Here is an 18,160-nt window from a genome sequence, read left to right as displayed (position 1 = left end):
TTTATATCAATTCTGTGAGATCCAAAGGTCGATAAACTGCGGCTTTGTTTGTAATTAGGGAGAAAGTTAACATGGAACTCCTGTGTCCGGCCGGGAACTTGGCATCACTCAAGGCTGCTCTCAACGCCGGCGCCGATGCCCTCTATCTGGGGCTGAAAGACGACACCAATGCCCGCTCATTTGCCGGACTGAACTTCACACCGACCAAACTGCAACAGGCAGCCAAAGAGGTAAAGTCTCAAGGGCGCAAGCTGTATCTGACTATTAATACCTTTCCGCAACCGGGTGAAGAGAAACGTTGGTACCAGGCCGTCGATCTGGCCGCCAACACGGATATAGATGGACTGATCATGGCCGATCTGTCGCTACTGGATTATGCCCATAGCCACTACCCTCACCTGCCGCTGCATCTTTCGGTACAGGCCAGTGCCACCAATCTCGGCGCCTTGGCACTTTATAAGCGTGAATTCAACATTGAGCGCGCCGTACTCCCCAGAGTGCTATCCATCAAGCAGGTCAAAGATCTTGCCAAGGCCAGTCCGGTTGATCTGGAAGTGTTTGCCTTCGGCAGTCTATGTATCATGGCCGAAGGGCGTTGTCAGTTGTCTTCCTATGTGACCGGGGAATCGCCCAATTCAGGTGGCTCCTGCTCACCGGCAAAACATGTGCGCTGGCAGGAAAATCAGGGCAGTCGCCAGACCCGCCTCAACGAAGTCTTGATTGACAGCTCGGGGTTGAACGAGCAGATGGGCTACCCGGTTGTGTGCAAGGGACGTTATCTGACCGAAGAAGACAGCCAGCCGGGCTTTTTGCTGGAGTCCCCCACCAGCCTCAATACCCTGGACTTGCTGCCGGAACTGGCCCAGGCCGGCATAGTGTCACTTAAAATTGAAGGTCGCCAACGCAGCCCCGCCTATGTGGAACAGGTTACCCGGGTTTGGCGCCAGGCTCTGGACACCTATCAGAATGCGCCGGAGCGGTTCCAATCCAAACCCGAATGGCATGCCGCGCTGGCCAAAGTATCCGAGGGACAAACCACCACGCTGGGTGCCTACGAGCGCAGCTGGCAATAGGAAGTTTTCTATGAATATTTCTCTTGGCCCGCTGCTCTATTGCTGGCCCAAAGCACAAGTGCAGGCCTTCTACCGTGAAGTTGCAGACAGCACTATTCCACTGGTTTATCTGGGTGAAGCCGTTTGCAGCCGCCGCAGGCAGATGAAGTTTGCCGATTATCTGGCCCTGGCCCTTGAGCTCAAAGCCGCCGGCAAACAGGTTGTATTGTCGACTCTGGCCTTGATAGAGGCACAATCCGAGCTTAAAGAGCTTAAAAAGCAACTCGATAATGGCGAGTTCATAGTTGAGGCCAATGATATGGCAGCCGTTGGTATGGCGCGGGAGCAGGGACTGCCTTTTGTCTGTGGTGCCAGTATCAATAACTACAACAGAGCCAGCCTGGAAAAGCTGCATCAATGGGGCATGCAGCGCTTTGTGATGCCCATTGAGCTGTCAAAAATGTGGCTGCAAAAAGTCACCGCCCCGACGCCAAACTTTGAAATTGAAGTACTGGGTCATGGTTATTTGCCATTGGCGCACTCGGCCCGTTGCTTCACCGCCCGTCATCAAGGGTTGGCAAAGGATGACTGTCAGACGGTATGCATCAAGCATCCAAAAGGCCTTGTCGCCCAGACCCAGGAGCAACAACCACTATTGCGACTCAACGGCATACAGACTCAGTCGGCAGCCCGCTGCGATCTCAGACGGGAAATACCAGAAATGAAACGTATGGGTGTTGACTGGTTCAGGGTGTCACCGGATGGCCATGACTCCATCGCTTTGGCGGAGTCTTTACTGCAAAATGCAGGGAGTGAAGTCGATGCTGAAACAGGCAAAGAAGCCTGTAATGGATACTGGCACGGCGCACCTGGCATGGTCTATAGACGTTAGCGTCAAGGTCTTAAGCAAGCCCGTGCTGTGGGCTTTTCCGGCCTTTAATAAGGACTTTCAACAGGCTCCTGTTCATCGGGGGCCTTTTTTGTGCACAGCAACAAACACAGGACCCAGAGCATAAAGCTGCCAAGCCCCAGCCATTCGAGGACTGCCGGCCACCAAAAGTCAGGCCGAGGTAATTGCAGCACCAACTCATGGTAAAAGGGGTTATCCCCCTCGGTAATACCAAGTTCAAGATGCGGTAGAAACAGAAACGCGCCCAGACTGACGCCGCTGATAAGCGCCGGGATCAGAGTCCACAGAGTGGCGGCACCAAAGGGGCGCTGCAGCAGATAAACCAGGTAACAGCCGACACTGATACAGCCAAAGATAAAAAACCACTTCAGCATCAGGATATGAAGGTGATAGACATTGACGGGAAACAGGCCAACACCGGCCAGGGCCATACAAGTCAGGGTCAGGCTGAGATACAGGAGATGGCCGCTCAATAAGCGAGACAACTGCAGGGTGAATAACCAACAGAGCACCAGGCTCAAACTGCCGAAGAACAAACCACCATTGAGCAGTACCGCCAACTTAGAATGGCCGTAACTGCCGAGTTCACTCAGGCTGTGATTGAGCAGGCTGAACTCCCGCCCATCGCCGCTCTGATAGCCCCAGATAACCAAACCCAGGCCAAGCAGCAGTCCAAAGAGTCCCAGCAAACCAAAGCTCAACGCCATTCTTGCCAGTCTCTGTCTTCTTAACATGCCAGTGTATGCCCCGGATTCATTTTCTGCTGTCTAACTTACATGCTCCAGATTTTTTTTAAAGCCCGGGCAAGGTCTTTTTGCGTTACCGATCGCTTATTTACCCGAGTTTAAACAACAAAATTCGCTTCCGGTCGAATTATTGCACTTTGATGCCTCGGCCATTCTTTGCTGTTCTGGCATACCCTCCCGCAGGAGATGACAGTAACCTTGGTTAGCAAGATCATGCCGGGTCTGGAAACTGCAGTTCCGCCCAAGAGCAAAAATACAGCGCTAGCAGATTTCACTGTGTCCAGCCGTTGGATTGCTTGTTTGCAGAGTTTTATCCCGACTAAAACACTGGCCGTCGAAGTTTTCAATTAGTATACATATCAATAACCTGCAAACGCTTTACCTCTAAAAAAGTTGCAAAAAGCGCTCACTCAAATAACCACAAAAATGTTATGCTTATCACACTTAAAACGATAATAAGGCCTGAATCAATATCGGGCCACTAACTCTGAGCCGGAATTAAAGATGTCCAGAAGGAATTCCACCACCACAGACAGGGAAGTTTGTCTGCAATCCACCGACGAACTCATTTCCACCACAGATCTTCGCGGCGTTATCACTTACGTCAACCCGGCCTTTGCTGAGATATCGGGTTTTTCTGAAGCAGAGCTGTTGGGCCACAGCCACAACATGGTTCGCCATCCCGACATGCCCAAGGCGGCCTTTGCCGAAATGTGGCAATGCCTCAAGGCTGGCAGTTCCTGGCGGGGATTGGTCAAAAACCGTTGTAAGGACGGTGGTTTTTACTGGGTCGATGCTTTCGTGTCTCCCATCTTTGAGCATGGAAAAATCATTGGTTATCAATCTGTCAGGGTTAAACCCAGTCAAGGCACCATTAAACGGGCCATCAAGGTATACAGTCGCCTGAATCAGGGCAAAAGGGTCAAAGATCCGCTGACGCTGACGCAAAAACGCTTGCTTTCGGCACTGATGGCCGGCTCTGGCTTACTGCTTAGCGGCTATATCTGGGGCTGGGGCGTAGTGTTGGCCGGAGCCATGTTGATGGCGCTCAATCTGGCTATCTTCTATGACGAAGCCTTTCGTATTCCGGCACGATTGATGGCACTCAAGCAAGAGTACGATTCTGTCAGTCGCTTCATCTATGCCGGACACGATACGTCATCCGTGCTCGAATTTCAGTTGCAGCGTAAGGCCGCCATGCTTCAGGGCGTTTTGGGCCGGACTCAGGATCAAGCGCTTAAAACCAATGATATTGCCGCTCAGTTGGTGGTGGCCACAGAGCAGGCCAGAGTCGGCATGGATCTGGAACAACAACAGATGCAGCAGATAGCCAGTGCCATCGAAGAGCTGCATGCCACTATCAGTGAGGTGGCCGACAACACCCAGGCAACCTCAGGCCGTATAGATGAGGCTTATGGCCTCTGTCGTCAAAGCCGGGATGTGATGCATCAGAACAGTGAACATATTCTCCACCTGGCCGATGATGTTGCCAGGGCGGCTTCCAATGCCAAACGCCTGAACGATGAAGCACAGCAAGTTGCCAACGCCATGTCGGAAATCGACGCCATTGCCGACCAAACCAACCTGCTGGCTCTCAATGCAGCCATAGAAGCAGCCAGAGCCGGCGAACAGGGACGCGGCTTTGCCGTGGTCGCCGATGAGGTCAGAGCCTTATCCGGCCGCACCCAGCAGTCCACCAAGAGTATATCTGCCAGCATAGAGGCCATGTTCAGCATGCTGACCCAGTGGGCCAATGAGATGGAAGCCAGTAGACAACAGGCACAGGAGTGCGCCACCGAAGCATTGTCGGCTGTGGAGTCCATCAACACAGTTAACCAGGGGATGGCTGAAATACACGATCTCGCCAGACAAAACGCCGTGGCGGCAACCCAGCAAGGGCAAGTAGTGCAAGAGATAGCAGGCGGCATACAGACGATTCACGGCGCCACCAATGACAATGTCAGTGCCCTGTGTCAGGTTGAGCAAGCCGTATTGCAGTTAAAGGCCAGTGCCGACAGGTCGCTGAACCTGAGACAGACTTTCGGCTGATACCAAAGCCCAGGTTCAGTCTGAATAACAAATATTTAACCATTTCTTTTTGAAGGATTTTTCATAAGGAGCTGCTTAAATAATAATTAAGCAAGGACAGGAAATAACTATGCTGTTGTGATCAAAGAGACAGAACTGACAGCGAATGAATTTACATAGCCGCGCTAAGGGGGTAATCTTGCCCCCTTAAATTCGGGGGCCGGTTGAATGAAAATGCATTCAGAGCCAATATTGCCCCTGGCGAGTAGCTTTGTTACTCATCCAATTAGTGTAGATTCAGGGTGTAATAACCGTGGCAGACGAAAAACAACCCCGCAACATAACAACCATACTCACCTTTCTGGTGCCATCTCTGCTCGGCGTCTTACTCTTTATGACGCCTATCAGCTATAACAACGAACTGACCATTCCTGTGGCAGTGTTGGCCGGTGAACTCAAGAATTTGCTCAATGATTATTTGACCAGCATAATTTGCACCATAGTGGTATTTACCGCCACGGCCAGTGTATTGGTGAAACTCCTGCGCCCCGGTTTTATCCGCCGCAGCAAGTTTCTCAATTCCCTGTTGAATATCAGCCCTGCCTGGCTCTTGGTCAGGGTTTTGGGCGCCATATTTATCTGTTTGACCTTCTTCCAGATCGGCCCTGAGATGCTCATAGCCGATTCCACCGGCGCCTTGGTGATGAATGGCCTGTTGCCACTGCTGTTCTGTGTATTCTTTTTTGCCGGTATGTTCCTGCCTTTGTTGCTCAACTTTGGCCTGCTGGAACTCTTCGGAACCTTACTGACCAAGTTGATGCGGCCGGTGTTCAACCTACCGGGACGCAGCGCCATCGACTGTATGGCCTCCTGGCTCGGGGATGGTAGCGTTGGTATTTTGCTGACCAGTAAACAGTATGAGAACCGCTTCTATACCCAGCGTGAAGCGGCGGTTATCGGCACCACCTTCTCGGCAGTCTCCATCACTTTTACCCTTGTGGTACTCACCCAAGTGAAGCTGCAGGCAATGTTTGTACCCTTCTACCTGACAGTCTGTCTGGCCGGCATTGTTGCCGCCATAATAGTGCCCAAGTTGCCGCCGCTGTCGCGCAAGAAGGATGTTTATGTTGATGGCAGCCCCAGACAGAAAGATGATGAGTCGCTGCCAGAAGGTCATAACTCTCTGTCCTGGGGGCTGGATCTGGCGCTCACCAAGGCGTCCCACACAGGTGGCGTATTCAAGGTGCTCTCCGAAGGGGTGAAAAATGTCATCGATATGATCTTCGGTGTGCTCCCTGTCGTAATGGCATTGGGGACCATAGCTCTGGTCATCGCCGAATACACCCCGGTATTTAACTATCTTGGTAAGCCTTTTATTCCATTGTTGGAACTGATGCAGATCCCCGAAGCTACCCAAGCCTCCAAGACTATAGTCGTCGGGTTTGCCGATATGTTTATCCCCTCGATTCTGGCCACCAGCATAGAATCCGACATGACACGCTTTGTGATTGCGGCGCTGTCTGTCACTCAATTGATCTACATGAGTGAAGTAGGTGCTTTGCTTATCGGCAGCAAGATACCGGTGAAAATTTGGGAGTTGTTTGCCATCTTCCTGCTGCGAACCCTGGTGACTCTGCCTGTGATTGCCGGGATGGCACATCTGCTGTTCTAAGGGCAATTTAGCAGAACTTCTCCACAACGGCCGCTACATGCGGCCGTTTTTTATTTCTAAGCACTAGAATGTGCTCACAAAATTCGCATTTCAGCCACCAGCATCTACACTGAAAAAAGTTCGTTTTTGAGGCTTTTCGGTGAAAATTTTTGCGTTGCTGCTCCTTTTTACGGCACTTTGGTGTCTCGATAGCCTGACGCCGTCATTGGGCTATCGCCCCGTCCTTGAGCAATTTCAGGCCGAAGACGGCTTGTCGATGAACACTGTCAATGACCTCGCCACAGACGATCGTGGTCACCTGTGGATAGCCACACAAGCCGGACTCAACCGTTTCGATGGCGAACATTTCAGAATCTACAGTAAGCAGGACGCTCCCTACGGCCCGAGCGGCAATCACATTGAAAGGCTACTGTTTTCAAGCCAGAAGGAGTTGTGGCTGCTGACCTTGAGCGATGGCCTGAATCTTTATCATCCGGACAATGGCCGCTTTGAAATATTGGGTGCCGAAGCCGATCTGCCGCTGACCGGGATCCGCGAGCTGGCAGAAGACAAGCAAGGCATGCTCTGGCTACTGATGGATGATGCCAAGGTTTGGCGCTACGACCCCAAACGCCGCCAACGCCTGGATAGCCAGCAGCTTCAGACAAATACCGTTTCACAACTGAGGTTTTATGCAACGCCTTCCGGCGACTTGTATCTTGCAGGAGACTCGCTCTGGCAGCTGGAGGACAGCAAGTCCTGGCAACAGATGACAATATTGCCGCAGTCTGCTCAGGTAGAGTCTCTGATACAGGCCAAAGACGGCAGTTTATGGCTCGCAAGCAAAGGAACGCTCTGGCACTGGTCTTTGGGAACCGAGGCTGTGCCTTACTCCATCAACCAACTTGGCGATGCCGGCATTCAGCATATGGTTTTGGATCCACAGCAACGGCTCTGGTTGGCGGTGGATAAACGCGGTCTGCTGCGATTTACACCTCAAACCCGGGAGCTTCTTTGGCAACCAAACAGCGATGGCAAGACCATCCAGACACTGCATCTGGATGACAGCAACCAACTTTGGATAGCGACCAAGGGAGCCGGTCTCGGTAAGCTGGATCTCAATCAGGAAGCCATGGGAAAACTGCTCCCCAACAGTTTCGAGAACCACAACCTGGGTAATGGCGATGTCAGAGCAATTTTTCGCGATCATCTGGGGCAACTCTGGGTCGGCACCGCCAGCGGCCTTTATCAGGCACTGGAGTTTGACTCGGGCAAAATTCAAGGCTTCAAATCCTCGCCGCTGGCAAGCCAACTGCTGGATAAGGCCTTTATCGGCTTTATCAAAGAAGACAGTCAGGGCCGGCTGTGGATTGGCACCCGGGGCGAAGGCTTACTGATCTTCAATGCCGATCGCGACAGCTATCTGCACTATCGCCATCAGGCCAATGAACCGGGCTCACTGCCGGCCAACACCCTCTACAGTTTAACCTTTGATCAAAGTGGCATTGCCTGGATAGCAACCAAAGAAGCCGGAGTCAGCCGTTATCTTGGTATCGAAAAAGGCTTTGCCGCGCCGGATGCCACGCCGCTGCCCAAAACAGAAACCACTTCGGTACTGGAGGATGACGGCGGCAATATCTGGATCACCAGTTACGGTGAAGGCCTATTCAGGCTCAAGCCGGATGGCAGTGTATCTCATTGGTCCACGGATACTGAAGTCCCTCTACCCAGCAAGCACCTGTTTTCCATCTACCAACATCCGGATGGACAGTTATGGATAGCATCCAGCGACGGCGTATTCTCATTCACCCCGGATAGCGGGCAGTATCAAATGTTTGACCGCCAACACGGCCTGATAGGCGATGTCGCCTACCTGATGCAACATGATGCCGACAACAAACTCTGGATTGGCAGCGCCAGCGGCCTGTCATGGCTGGATCCCGCAACAGGCACAAGCCGGAATTTTGCTTATGAAGATGGCTTGCAAGCCAACGAGTTCAACTTTGGCGCCGGGTTTCTCGATCGGGACGGTAGCTTGTTTCTCGGCGGTGTAAAAGGTCTCAACCATATTCAGCCCCCCGCTTTACCCGCGAGGAAACCTCCGGCGCAGCCGATCATAGATGAACTGCAGGCCCTGGGGCAAACACAAGAGCACGCACCAAAACCCTGGAGCCGACAGAAACTGGTTCTAGGGGTTGATGCCTTGCCGCTGAGTCTCAAATTCCACAGCCCGAACCTGCATCACGCCAGACATCTTGAGTATCAATACAAACTCGAAGGCATGCAGCAGGAGTGGCTCAATACCCGGGGGGCCAGAACCGCCTTCTTCCCGGCGCTCAAACCCGGTGACTATCGCTTTATGGTCAGAGCCGTGGATATTGACGGCAATACCAGCCCGGCGCAGAGCTTGCAGCTGAGCATAACCCCCAGGCCCTGGCAAAGCCCCTGGGCTTATACTATTTACAGCTTATTGTTGCTGAGCCTGATATTTGGCTTTGCCTATAACAGGTGGCAGAAGTTTATTGAGCAACGAAAACTGCTGCAACAGGTGGCGAGCAGCGAGCAAAAGCTGCAACTGGCACTTATCGGCAGTGGCGATGAGTTTTGGGATTGGGATTTGCAGGCACAGGAGGCCAATCGCAATAACGCATTTCTCTGGTATCCCGAGCCCGAAACCCACCTGAAAGATACGCTGGAGCGCTGTGTCCATCCCGAAGACTTGCCGCTCATCTGGCCCGAGATTGATGCCTGCCTCCATAAAGGCCGGCAAGAATTTGAACTCAGCTATCGCGGCAAGACCCAGGACGACAGCTGGCTTTGGGTACTCAACCGTGGCCGGGTCATGGCCAGGGATCAAGAGGGGCGCCCTTTAAGGATTACAGGAACCATCAAGGATATTCAGAAACTGAAAGAAACCGAATCGGCACTGCGTCGTTTCAATCAGGAGTTGGAGCAGAGGGTTAAACAGCGCACTGAAGCGCTGCAACAGAGCAATGATGAACTGAACCACACCCTGGAAGAGTTACGACTGGCGCAGTCTGAACTGCTGGATAAGGAGAAAATGGCCACACTTGGTGGTCTGGTTGCCAGCATCACCCATGAAGTCAACACTCCCATAGGTATCTGTGTCACCGCGGCTTCGCATCTGGCGGAGAATGTTAAAGCCTTCAACAAGCGCTTTTACGCCGAGGATGTCGATCAGCAGGATTTCGAACAGTACCAGAGTGAAGTGGCCGACTGCAGCCGACTGATGCTGACCAACCTGGAACGCGCCGCCAAGCTGATCCGCAGCTTCAAACAGCTCTCCGTCGATCAGTCCCATGAAGAACTGCGGGAATTTAACCTGGGGCACTATCTGGATGAGATTTTCCTGTCGCTCAACCCCATGCTACACCGCTCGCCTCACAAGTACAGCTATCAATGCCCGGCCGACATCACCCTCAACTCCACTCCGGGCGTCTTTTACCAAATTATCAGTAACCTGTTTACCAATTCGCTGGTACACGCCTTTCCAGAAGGAAGCGAGGGACGGATGTCGCTCAATGTCAGCCGCACAGATAACGGCATAGAGCTTGTCTACCGTGATGATGGTTGCGGCATGAATACCGAAGTACAGCAGAATATTTTTGTTCCCTTTTTTACTACCAAACGCGGTAAAGGCGGCAGTGGCCTGGGGATGAACATAGTTTATAACCTGGTGACTCAAGTACTTGGCGGCGAGATCCGCCTGATCAGCGCACCGGGTCATGGCAGCGAGTTCCGCATCATACTGCCAAATGATATAGAGGTAAGTTCAGGGGCGTCACAATAAGGTCATCAAGACGTCACTTCAAGGTCAAATAACTGACTTAGAGTCTTTCACAGTCAAACCCGTTTCACTGGTTTTATCCAGGAGCCGCGATGAAAGACAGCAAGTCATTGGTCAACAAACCATCGACATTTCACCCATCCTCCCGCCGCGCAGCCGAGTCTGTCATCAAGCTCAACGCCCTCTGGCTCTCGGATATTCACCTGGGCAGCATTGACTGCAAGGCCGAATATCTGCTGCATTTCCTAAACAGCGTTCAGCCCAAGGTGCTGTATCTGGTGGGGGACATAGTCGATATCTGGGCCCTCAAACGCCGGGTATTCTGGCCCGAGAGTCACAACCAACTGCTGCAAAAACTGCTGCAAATGGCACAGAGCGGCATCAAGCTGGTGTATCTGCCCGGCAACCATGACGAGCTGTTTAAGGATTACCACCAGCTGCAACTCGCCGATGTCATTATCAGCAAAGAGTACAGACATCAAACCCTGAGCGGCAAAACCCTGCTGATGCTGCATGGCGATCAGTTTGACTCCGAAGTCTGTATCGGCCGCATCACCGCCCGCCTCGGCGATCACCTCTACGATGTATTGATGTTTCTCAACCGCCAGTTGCACAAGGTTCGCCGCCGTCTCGGTTACCCCTATTGGTCTTTGGCCGGCTTTATCAAGCAAAGAGTCGGCAAGGCTCAACAAGCCATCAACAGTTTTCGCGAAGCCGTGGTGCGTTATGGCCGCAAGCAGAAGGTGGACGGCATCATCTGTGGCCATATTCACCAGCCGGAGCTCACGGAAATGAGCGGCTTTATCTATGCCAATGATGGTGACTGGGTAGAGAACTGCACCCTATTGACTGAAACCCTCGAGGGCGAGCTGCAACTCGAGCGCTGGAATGAACAACTGGGCCGGACCGAAGTACTGAAACGCTTCGCCTGGCAGGGACAAGAACAACAAGCTGCTTAAATCAGGTACCCCATTATGATGTTTACCGTCGATAAAGTCGTGGAATCCAATCTGCCCAATATCAACAGCAAGCCTTGGCTCGCCAAGCCAACCAAGGCCTTACTGCGTTATCTGCTTAATGAGCGGGAGTGCAATGATATCGCCGGCCAATTCAGTTTTCTCAAGGGCGTTGATTTTGTTGAACAAGTGCTGGAAAGCTTTGCCGTCAGCTATACGGTGCCGGACAGTGAGGTGGAAAACATTCCCCATCAGGGCCGGGTCGTTATCTTCGCCAATCACCCAATAGGTTCGCTGGATGCTCTGGTGCTGATAAAACTTATCAGCGAAGTCAGGCCTGACATTAAAGTGGTTGCCAACGAGCTGCTGATGACACTGACGCCACTGCACAATATCCTGCTGCCGGTTCGCAATATGACTGGCGGAACCCCCAGACAACACCTAGAGAAGATCCATCAGCATCTGCGCAGTGAAGGCGCTGTGCTCATCTTTCCATCGGGTGAGGTTTCCAGGCTCAGACCAAGCGGCATTCGCGATACCCAGTGGCAAACCGGCTTCCTGAAGATGGCTATCAGCTGCAATGCGCCGCTGCTGCCCATGTATGTCGATGCCAAGAACTCGGCGACCTTTTACGGTGCTTCCATCTTGTATAAACCTTTGGCTACCCTGCTGTTGGTCAAGGAGATGTTTAAACAAGCCAGTAATACTCTGCCGGTGCGTATCGGCGAGCTTATCCCGGCCGAAGCGGTCAGCGGCAGTGACTTCCCACTCAAAACCCGGGTCAGTCTGCTGAAGAACCACCTCTATCGCATAGGCAAGAACCGCAGCCCACTGTTCAACACCCAGAGCGCCATCGCCCATCCGGAAAAACGTCGTGAGTTGCAACAGGCTTTACTGCAGTGCGAACAACTTGGTCAAACTCAGGATGACAAGCAGATCTTCCTCTATCGCCATCAGGGCAGCAGCCCAGTGATGCGGGAAATAGGTCGGCTTCGGGAGCTGGCTTTTCGCGCCGTGGGTGAAGGCACAGGAAAACGCAGAGACATAGACAAATACGACTCCAGTTATCTGCACCTGGTACTCTGGGATCCCAAGGAGCTGGAGATAGTCGGCGCCTACCGTTTTGCCGAAGTCGCCCGCTTGCACAGTGCAGGTGAAAACCTCTACAGTGAGTCACTGTTTCACTATCAAACAGAATTTGCTCCCTATTTCGCCAAGGGCCTGGAACTCGGCCGCAGCTTTGTGCAACCTAAATATTGGGGGAAGCGCAGTCTCGATTATCTCTGGTACGGCATAGGTGCCTTTCTGGCTCGTCATCCCGGCTACCGCTACCTTTTCGGTCCAGTGACCATAAGCAATCAGTTGCCGGCACAGGCCAAGGAGATGTTGGTGCACTTCTACCTGCAGCAGTTTCCCTGTAAGACGCAGCTGGCACAGTCTTTCACGCCTTTTGGTCTGCCTCCTGAGCGCCAGGCTGAGCTGGATAAGCTCTATGTTGATTCAGATTACCAAGGCGCATTCAAACTGCTCAAGCAGACCCTTGCCAGTATGGGCGCCGCTGTGCCAACTCTCTACAAGCAATACGGCGAACTTTGCCAGCCTGATGGGGTGCGCTTTCTCGCCTTTGGAGTAGATGCCGACTTTGCCGACTGTATCGATGGTTTGGTGCTGGTGGACTTGGACAAACTCAAGTTCAAGAAACGCAGCCGCTATATCGATTGTCATCTGCAAGAACTCAATCAGCAAGATGAAAACGCTCCGAGTTAGCATTATTGACAGGGCTCTGATATAACAAAGAAAAGGTTATGGAGGATCCCTATGCAGCTCTGCATCGCCGATATCATGATCACCCGGGTCGTTACAGTGGAAATGGACGACCGCCTGAGTGTGGCCAAAGAGATATTTCATCATGCAGGCTTTCATCATCTGCTGGTGGTGGATGATGAAGGCAAGCTGGAAGGCGTCCTGTCAGAACGGGATCTGCTGCGGGCCTTAAGCCCCAATCTTGGCAGCGAAACGGCCACCAGCAGAGATCTGGAGACCCTCAATAAGCGGGTGCATCAAGTGATGAGCCGTAATCCTGTGACCGTTGCGCCGCATCTAGGCTTGGCGCAGGCATCCAGACTACTGCTGGAGAAAGATATAGGTTCACTGCCGGTACTGGAAAACGGTGAGATTGTCGGCATAGTGACCTGGAAGGATCTATTGCGAGCCTATTGCTGTTAACCACAATAGGCTCAGACTTCATAGGTCTGGGTGAAAGCTATCTCAGAGTTACCTCATCCAACTTACGGGCCTTTTCAGAGCTGAACTCCTCATTGAGCAACACACACTCACTGGCCTGCTTGATATAGTAACGTTTCCCCTGAGTATCCTTGAGCGGCTTGCTACTCAAACGCGCCATCAATAGCGGCTGCTTTTCCAGATCCCAGCGATAGAAGGCAATTTGCTCTCCCTTGCTGGTGATCAAGTGACACTTCACCTCTTGCCGCTCGGCGGCTTGGGCAGTCAAAACGATACCGGGCAAGATGAACAACAAGCCATGTTTGATTGATTTCATCATTTCCAACACTCCGCAGAGGCGCCGCCTTTAACCCCGGCGTCAGTCAAGGTCAGCGTCTTGCACTTGCTGTCACGACTGGCCTGTACCCCTTGCGCCGTTGCTGTCAGGGTAAAACTGCCGGTGCCGGTTGACGCTATGCTGTAGTGACCATTTTCAGTAATAAAGGGGCTGGCATTGAGCCCCAGTTTGGTCATATCCGTGGCGTAAGTGCGATTGTCCAAATAGTACTGCTCCTGCAGATTGGCCAGTCGCATCAAGGCTGCATGAGCCTCAGCCCTGGTACTCTTGGCAATGTACTGCACATAAGAGGGATAAGCGATCGCCGCCAGTATGCCGATAATGACCACAGTGATCATGACTTCAATCAGGGTAAAACCCGCTGCTTTTTTCATCTCTTATCCTACTCATTCACATGATAATAAATCTTGTTGGTACTCAGTCCTGTATCCAGTGCCACTGTACCGGAACAGTTTTCACCGGTTTCATCACACTCACCGCGACCAATAATCAAGGCAGCATCTGGATTGTCCGGATTATCCGGGTCATCTGGATCTTTGGGTGGGGTAATGATCTTGGGTGGCTGAGGAATACAATCCTCACACACTTCCAAAAACTCATAATTGTAACGCCCGCCTTTATGCAGGTCGAAACTGTACAAGCGTCCGGTCGAAGAGATGAGACAGCTATTTTCAGTTTCGGGTGTCGACTGTGCCGGCACAAAGGAGGTGAAGTAGACACGCCCTTTGATGATGGCCGAAGGTGACAGACTCTTCTCACCAATGACAGAGAAGTTATAGTACCAGCCCAGCTTGGTACCAAAGTCGATATTCTCACTGTCGCTGCTTGGCGCCGCTGATGTCACATTGTAAAGGTTGGCCAAAGTGATCGGGCTGGGCACTGTCGCACCTGAGCCGCCAAAAGTCTTGGTCACCACGTTGCGATCCTGCAGCACAAAGAACATATCTTCGGCATCGGTAGCCAGTGGTGATGCCCTGTTACCACTGCCGAGCGTGACGGCATCATAAGGTACGTTTTGATATGCCGTAGTAGTACTGGTGTTACCGTCGGCATCTGTCGTCGTCACCCGGGTGACATTGGTAAATACCGTCTGGGCCACCACAGGTTCATAGAAGAAGCGGCGATCGGAAGATGCCAGCGCGCCGCCCACAGAGGCAAACTTGAAGCCACTCCAACTGGAGGTGTTTTCTGAAGGCATATCCATGCGCCAGACATTACCACCAAGGTCTGCGGCATATAACCTGTCTGTAGCGCCATCGCTGTTGCTGTCGAGAGTGGCTATTGAACCGGCAATGCTGTGTTCTATGCCGGTCAACGCTGTGCCACCATCGACACCAAAGCTATGCTTGAGTACCCCGGTTTCGGCGTCGACCAAGTACACATTGCGGCCATCTGAGTTGCTGCCTGTGTTGGCGTCATATCCCAGATTGTAACCACCGCCGAAGATCACTACAGGTTTATCTGAACCCGGCACCTTAGTCACAACCGGTGTCGACCAAGTCTGCCCCATATTGGCAAACCCGGCGCTATTGTTGTCAATCCGCCACATCATTCGAGGTGAATCCGGGGCGGTAACATCGAAGCCATAGTAAGAACTCCCGCCCCGGCGCATGCCGAAGAAGATCCAAGCCTTGGTAATGGCACCCGAGTCGTTGCGCTCCAAATAGGAAACCGGCGAGCCATCTATGCCATAAACACTGTGACCATTGGCATAGCTGTTATCTCTGAGTTCCTGCACATTACTGAGTAGCTCATAGGGCATAAAGGCCCAACTCTCTTCAACACTGCTACCCGTGTCTTTGAAGGCATGTAACATACCATGGTTGGTGCCAACGAAAATGCGCACATTGCTATTGCCATCGCCACCAAAGTCAATGGCAAGCGGTTGCGAGTGCATGGGGTCACCCATTATATCGCCGCGAACCCCGTTGTAATCGTCAGAGGTAAACTCACCATTTTCATCTTTATCGACATTTTTGCCCTTGATCCACTCAAAGGCTTTTTCCAGCTCAGAGCTTTCTGTACCGGCGGCTACACTCATGTTCATATGAGTCAACAAGGCAAGGTCACCACCGGCATAGCTGGAAGCCTGATTCTTGCTCAGGGTCGCCAGGCCACCACCTACCTTGATGTTACTGTAGAGAGTACGGCTGTCAGGTACTATGGTTCTGGCTGCACCGCCTTCCTGTACATCGTTGCCATCAGGGTCCGGAGAGCAGTGACTCCATAGACTACAAGCCGTGTCCGCAATACCACCCGAACTTGAGATAGCCGGTCTGTCGTTGGCATCTATCAGTACGCCAGAAGAGTTCACCTTCAACTTCTTCAGGTTACCGGCCCACTTGGGCCCTTGAGATGGGCTGAACAAGGCATAATAGGCAGAGTCAAGAGTACGGGTTGGGTCAGCATTACTGAAGGCTACCCCTGGCGCCGAAAACCTTTGTCCTTCGTCCGTGATACTGTCAAGCACATTGCTGAAGGCCTGCTGCAGATCGGCCACACTATTGGCAGCATGGTATTTGCCCTTTCCTCGTTTGGCTGTCTCTTCCAGCAAGGGCTCGGCCGCAGATCCCTCATCCAGCGCAAAACCTATGGTGTGAGTTACCACCCTTTGGAATTTCTCCGTGGCCGGCAAAATATCGTTGCGATACATGTAACTGGCCAGCGCCGGCAGATAGCTCTTCTTTTCTCTACCGTAATAATCTACTTCATAGGTGTATGGGCTGTAATTACCGTCGGAGTTCACCCCCGAAGCGCTTGTAATGGATTGAATCGCGGCATCGGCAGATGAGTCCAGCGTTGGCACCCCATCGGTAATATAGATGATATAAGCAATATCACTACAGACACTCATGGGAGACTTATAATTACCGCTATTCTCAATGGTCGTGTCATACATAGGCCTGTTGGCGGTATACTTTATCGAGCCACTGTTATAGTTCCTATCACTGTGGCCAAAGGTAATCGGGCCGCCGCTAAAGTACCGGTAGGCTTCAAACAAAGTTTCACAAAGTGGAGTGTTAGTTTCGGCCGGCAGGTTTTCAACCGTACTGATCAGGGTTTCTTTCTCAGGCGCCGTGCGGCTACGAATACCGGCGACGATTCGGCCACCATCCCGATCCCCCTCATTGCGATAGTTCATATTGAATACCGCCAGGCCAAAATCAACCGTCGGCATCGAACTTATCACCCCGGCGATAGCCGTCTTGGCAATATCCAGTCGGCTGAGGTCCTGAGTATCATCCAAGTCGCCATTCTTATAAAGGGTGTACCAACGCAGATAATTGTCAGTGTATAAGGTTACCAGCTCGCCTTGGTTAAAGCCCATGGATTGCGCGTTGCTGAGTGCATTTGCTTCATTGCTGTATGGAATATAGTTTTTACCCACTTTGACGCTATTCTGTGGATAGCCATCACCATAGGTAACCCCATCTACTGTGATACCGTTATTGCTTGGATTGGCGGCTTCAATATCTTCCCAACAGTCCACCGGGTTGTTCTTTTCGGCGCCACTGTTTTCTTTTATCTGCTGCCAGGTTCCCTTGGCATTACCGGAAAACACAAACTCTCGGATATAACCGGTAAAACGACCATAGCGATCCAAGGCGGTTTTAGCGACGGCGCAACCATTGAGAGCATCGTTGAAACGGCGCGATTCCGAAGGGCTGTCCGGCACAGGTAATGAACTTTCATCCATCCCGGAGCCGACGGTAAAGTAGATCATCCTTCCTTGATAGGAATTCGAGGAACCGACAGGGGGATACTCTTCGGTTGGATCATATCCTCCTGGCACTCCGGTTTCTATGGTATCCATGGATGCCGAATTATCAAAAATAATCAGCACCTTGGCTCGTCCCTGATTTGGCGGCGGGATCAAGTAAAGGTCTGTATCATCGGCCGAGACTTGCCCGGAAGAGCCAACCAGCACAAACAACAAACCGCATAAACACTTTTTGAGTTTCATGATCCGCTCCCGTTAAGCACTTCCTGCTCAACTCCTTCGATAACTGTCAGTTGCCCGAGGTTGTCCCGGCCGTACCTAACCTGGCTGGAAACCTCCACTCTTCGGCACTTGATAAGATCTGTACCGCTGGCATCCCTGCTACGCTGACAGGAAACATTCCTGGCATCCACAGTGCCATCACTCTTCAATGGCAAAGGCGTCAAAACCTGAGTGCCACCCGAATAGTTGTTGCCTGAATCTATCGCTGTCATTGTCGCCAATTCTGCTTGGCTCTTGGCATTCAATACCGCCTGCAAACCACCGTCGGCCAAGGCCTTGGCTTCCACCCGCTCGGCACCGGCGCCGGCCATACGCAGCGACTGACTGGAGTTAACTGCCAGAGCCACCCCAATCAGGGTCAGAATAATCAAGAGGATAAGTGCGAAGAATAGTACGACTCCCCGCTGTTGTCTTATTTTCATCTG

The 18,160-nt window shown here is 52.2% G+C and carries 13 protein-coding genes; 8 read left to right on the top strand and 5 right to left on the bottom strand.

The window, feature by feature from the left end; genetic code table 11:
• Positions 1 to 71 precede the first annotated feature (71 nt).
• Together ubiU and N512_RS0106755 are read left to right on the top strand one after the other, a co-directional pair.
• A complete protein-coding gene (ubiU, locus tag N512_RS0106760; protein WP_028779818.1) occupies positions 72 to 1,073 on the top strand; it encodes a ubiquinone anaerobic biosynthesis protein UbiU in 1,002 nt (333 codons plus the stop codon).
• A gap of 10 nt (positions 1,074 to 1,083) precedes the next feature.
• Positions 1,084 to 1,944 carry a U32 family peptidase gene (locus tag N512_RS0106755; RefSeq protein WP_028779817.1) on the top strand — a complete coding sequence of 287 codons (861 nt, stop codon included), beginning with the start codon at positions 1,084 to 1,086 and terminating at the stop codon, positions 1,942 to 1,944.
• A gap of 44 nt (positions 1,945 to 1,988) precedes the next feature.
• Here the strand turns inward: N512_RS0106755 and N512_RS22410 are convergent, their stop codons facing one another.
• Positions 1,989 to 2,696, bottom strand: coding sequence for a DUF998 domain-containing protein (locus tag N512_RS22410; RefSeq protein ID WP_045283546.1), 708 nt, complete (start codon positions 2,694 to 2,696; stop codon positions 1,989 to 1,991).
• Positions 2,697 to 3,212: 516 nt separating this feature from the next.
• Here N512_RS22410 and N512_RS0106740 point away from each other — a divergent pair.
• The 6 genes from N512_RS0106740 to N512_RS0106715 all read left to right on the top strand — a co-directional run bounded on the left by N512_RS0106740 (position 3,213) and on the right by N512_RS0106715 (position 13,377).
• Complete coding sequence (locus N512_RS0106740) at positions 3,213 to 4,757, top strand: methyl-accepting chemotaxis protein (protein WP_028779816.1); 1,545 nt, start codon at positions 3,213 to 3,215, stop codon at positions 4,755 to 4,757.
• Positions 4,758 to 5,130: 373 nt separating this feature from the next.
• Positions 5,131 to 6,408, top strand: coding sequence for a YjiH family protein (locus N512_RS0106735; RefSeq protein ID WP_081737103.1), 1,278 nt, complete (start codon positions 5,131 to 5,133; stop codon positions 6,406 to 6,408).
• A 139-nt stretch (positions 6,409 to 6,547) separates the two neighbouring features.
• Positions 6,548 to 10,198: a two-component regulator propeller domain-containing protein gene (locus tag N512_RS0106730; RefSeq protein ID WP_037474393.1), complete on the top strand. Its 3,651-nt coding sequence runs from the start codon at positions 6,548 to 6,550 to the stop codon at positions 10,196 to 10,198.
• Positions 10,199 to 10,287: 89 nt separating this feature from the next.
• Positions 10,288 to 11,154 (top strand): UDP-2,3-diacylglucosamine diphosphatase, encoded by an 867-nt coding sequence (locus N512_RS22405; protein WP_025011918.1) that lies wholly within the window; start codon positions 10,288 to 10,290, stop codon positions 11,152 to 11,154.
• A gap of 15 nt (positions 11,155 to 11,169) precedes the next feature.
• Complete coding sequence (locus N512_RS22400) at positions 11,170 to 12,918, top strand: GNAT family N-acyltransferase (protein WP_081737099.1); 1,749 nt, start codon at positions 11,170 to 11,172, stop codon at positions 12,916 to 12,918.
• A gap of 51 nt (positions 12,919 to 12,969) precedes the next feature.
• On the top strand, positions 12,970 to 13,377 hold the full coding sequence (locus N512_RS0106715; protein WP_025011917.1) for a CBS domain-containing protein: 408 nt from the start codon (positions 12,970 to 12,972) through the stop codon (positions 13,375 to 13,377).
• Between the two features lie 37 nt (positions 13,378 to 13,414).
• On the opposite strand, the gene N512_RS0106710 is transcribed toward N512_RS0106715, so the two are convergent.
• Genes N512_RS0106710 through N512_RS0106695 form a run of 4 tightly spaced genes read right to left on the bottom strand, consistent with a single transcriptional unit; the run spans position 13,415 to position 18,151 of the window.
• Positions 13,415 to 13,714, bottom strand: a complete 300-nt coding sequence (locus N512_RS0106710; protein ID WP_028779813.1) for a TapY2 family type IVa secretion system protein — start codon at positions 13,712 to 13,714, stop codon at positions 13,415 to 13,417.
• Entirely contained in the window at positions 13,711 to 14,106 is a 396-nt protein-coding gene (locus N512_RS0106705) for a type IV pilin protein (RefSeq protein ID WP_028779812.1), read from the bottom strand. Before N512_RS0106705 ends, N512_RS0106710 begins: the two co-directional genes overlap by 4 nt.
• 8 nt (positions 14,107 to 14,114) lie before the next feature.
• Positions 14,115 to 17,696 carry a pilus assembly protein gene (locus tag N512_RS0106700; protein ID WP_028779811.1) on the bottom strand — a complete coding sequence of 1,194 codons (3,582 nt, stop codon included), beginning with the start codon at positions 17,694 to 17,696 and terminating at the stop codon, positions 14,115 to 14,117.
• Entirely contained in the window at positions 17,693 to 18,151 is a 459-nt protein-coding gene (locus tag N512_RS0106695) for a PilX N-terminal domain-containing pilus assembly protein (protein ID WP_025011916.1), read from the bottom strand. The genes N512_RS0106700 and N512_RS0106695 overlap by 4 nt, the downstream gene beginning before the upstream one ends.
• Positions 18,152 to 18,160: the final 9 nt, after the last annotated feature.

Origin of the sequence: Shewanella sp. 38A_GOM-205m (assembly GCF_000518445.1) — a bacterium.
Classification (GTDB): Bacteria; Pseudomonadota; Gammaproteobacteria; order Enterobacterales; family Shewanellaceae; genus Shewanella; species Shewanella algae.
The sequence above is the reverse complement of the archived record's forward strand: the minus strand, read 5'-3'. Positions and strand labels throughout refer to the sequence as shown.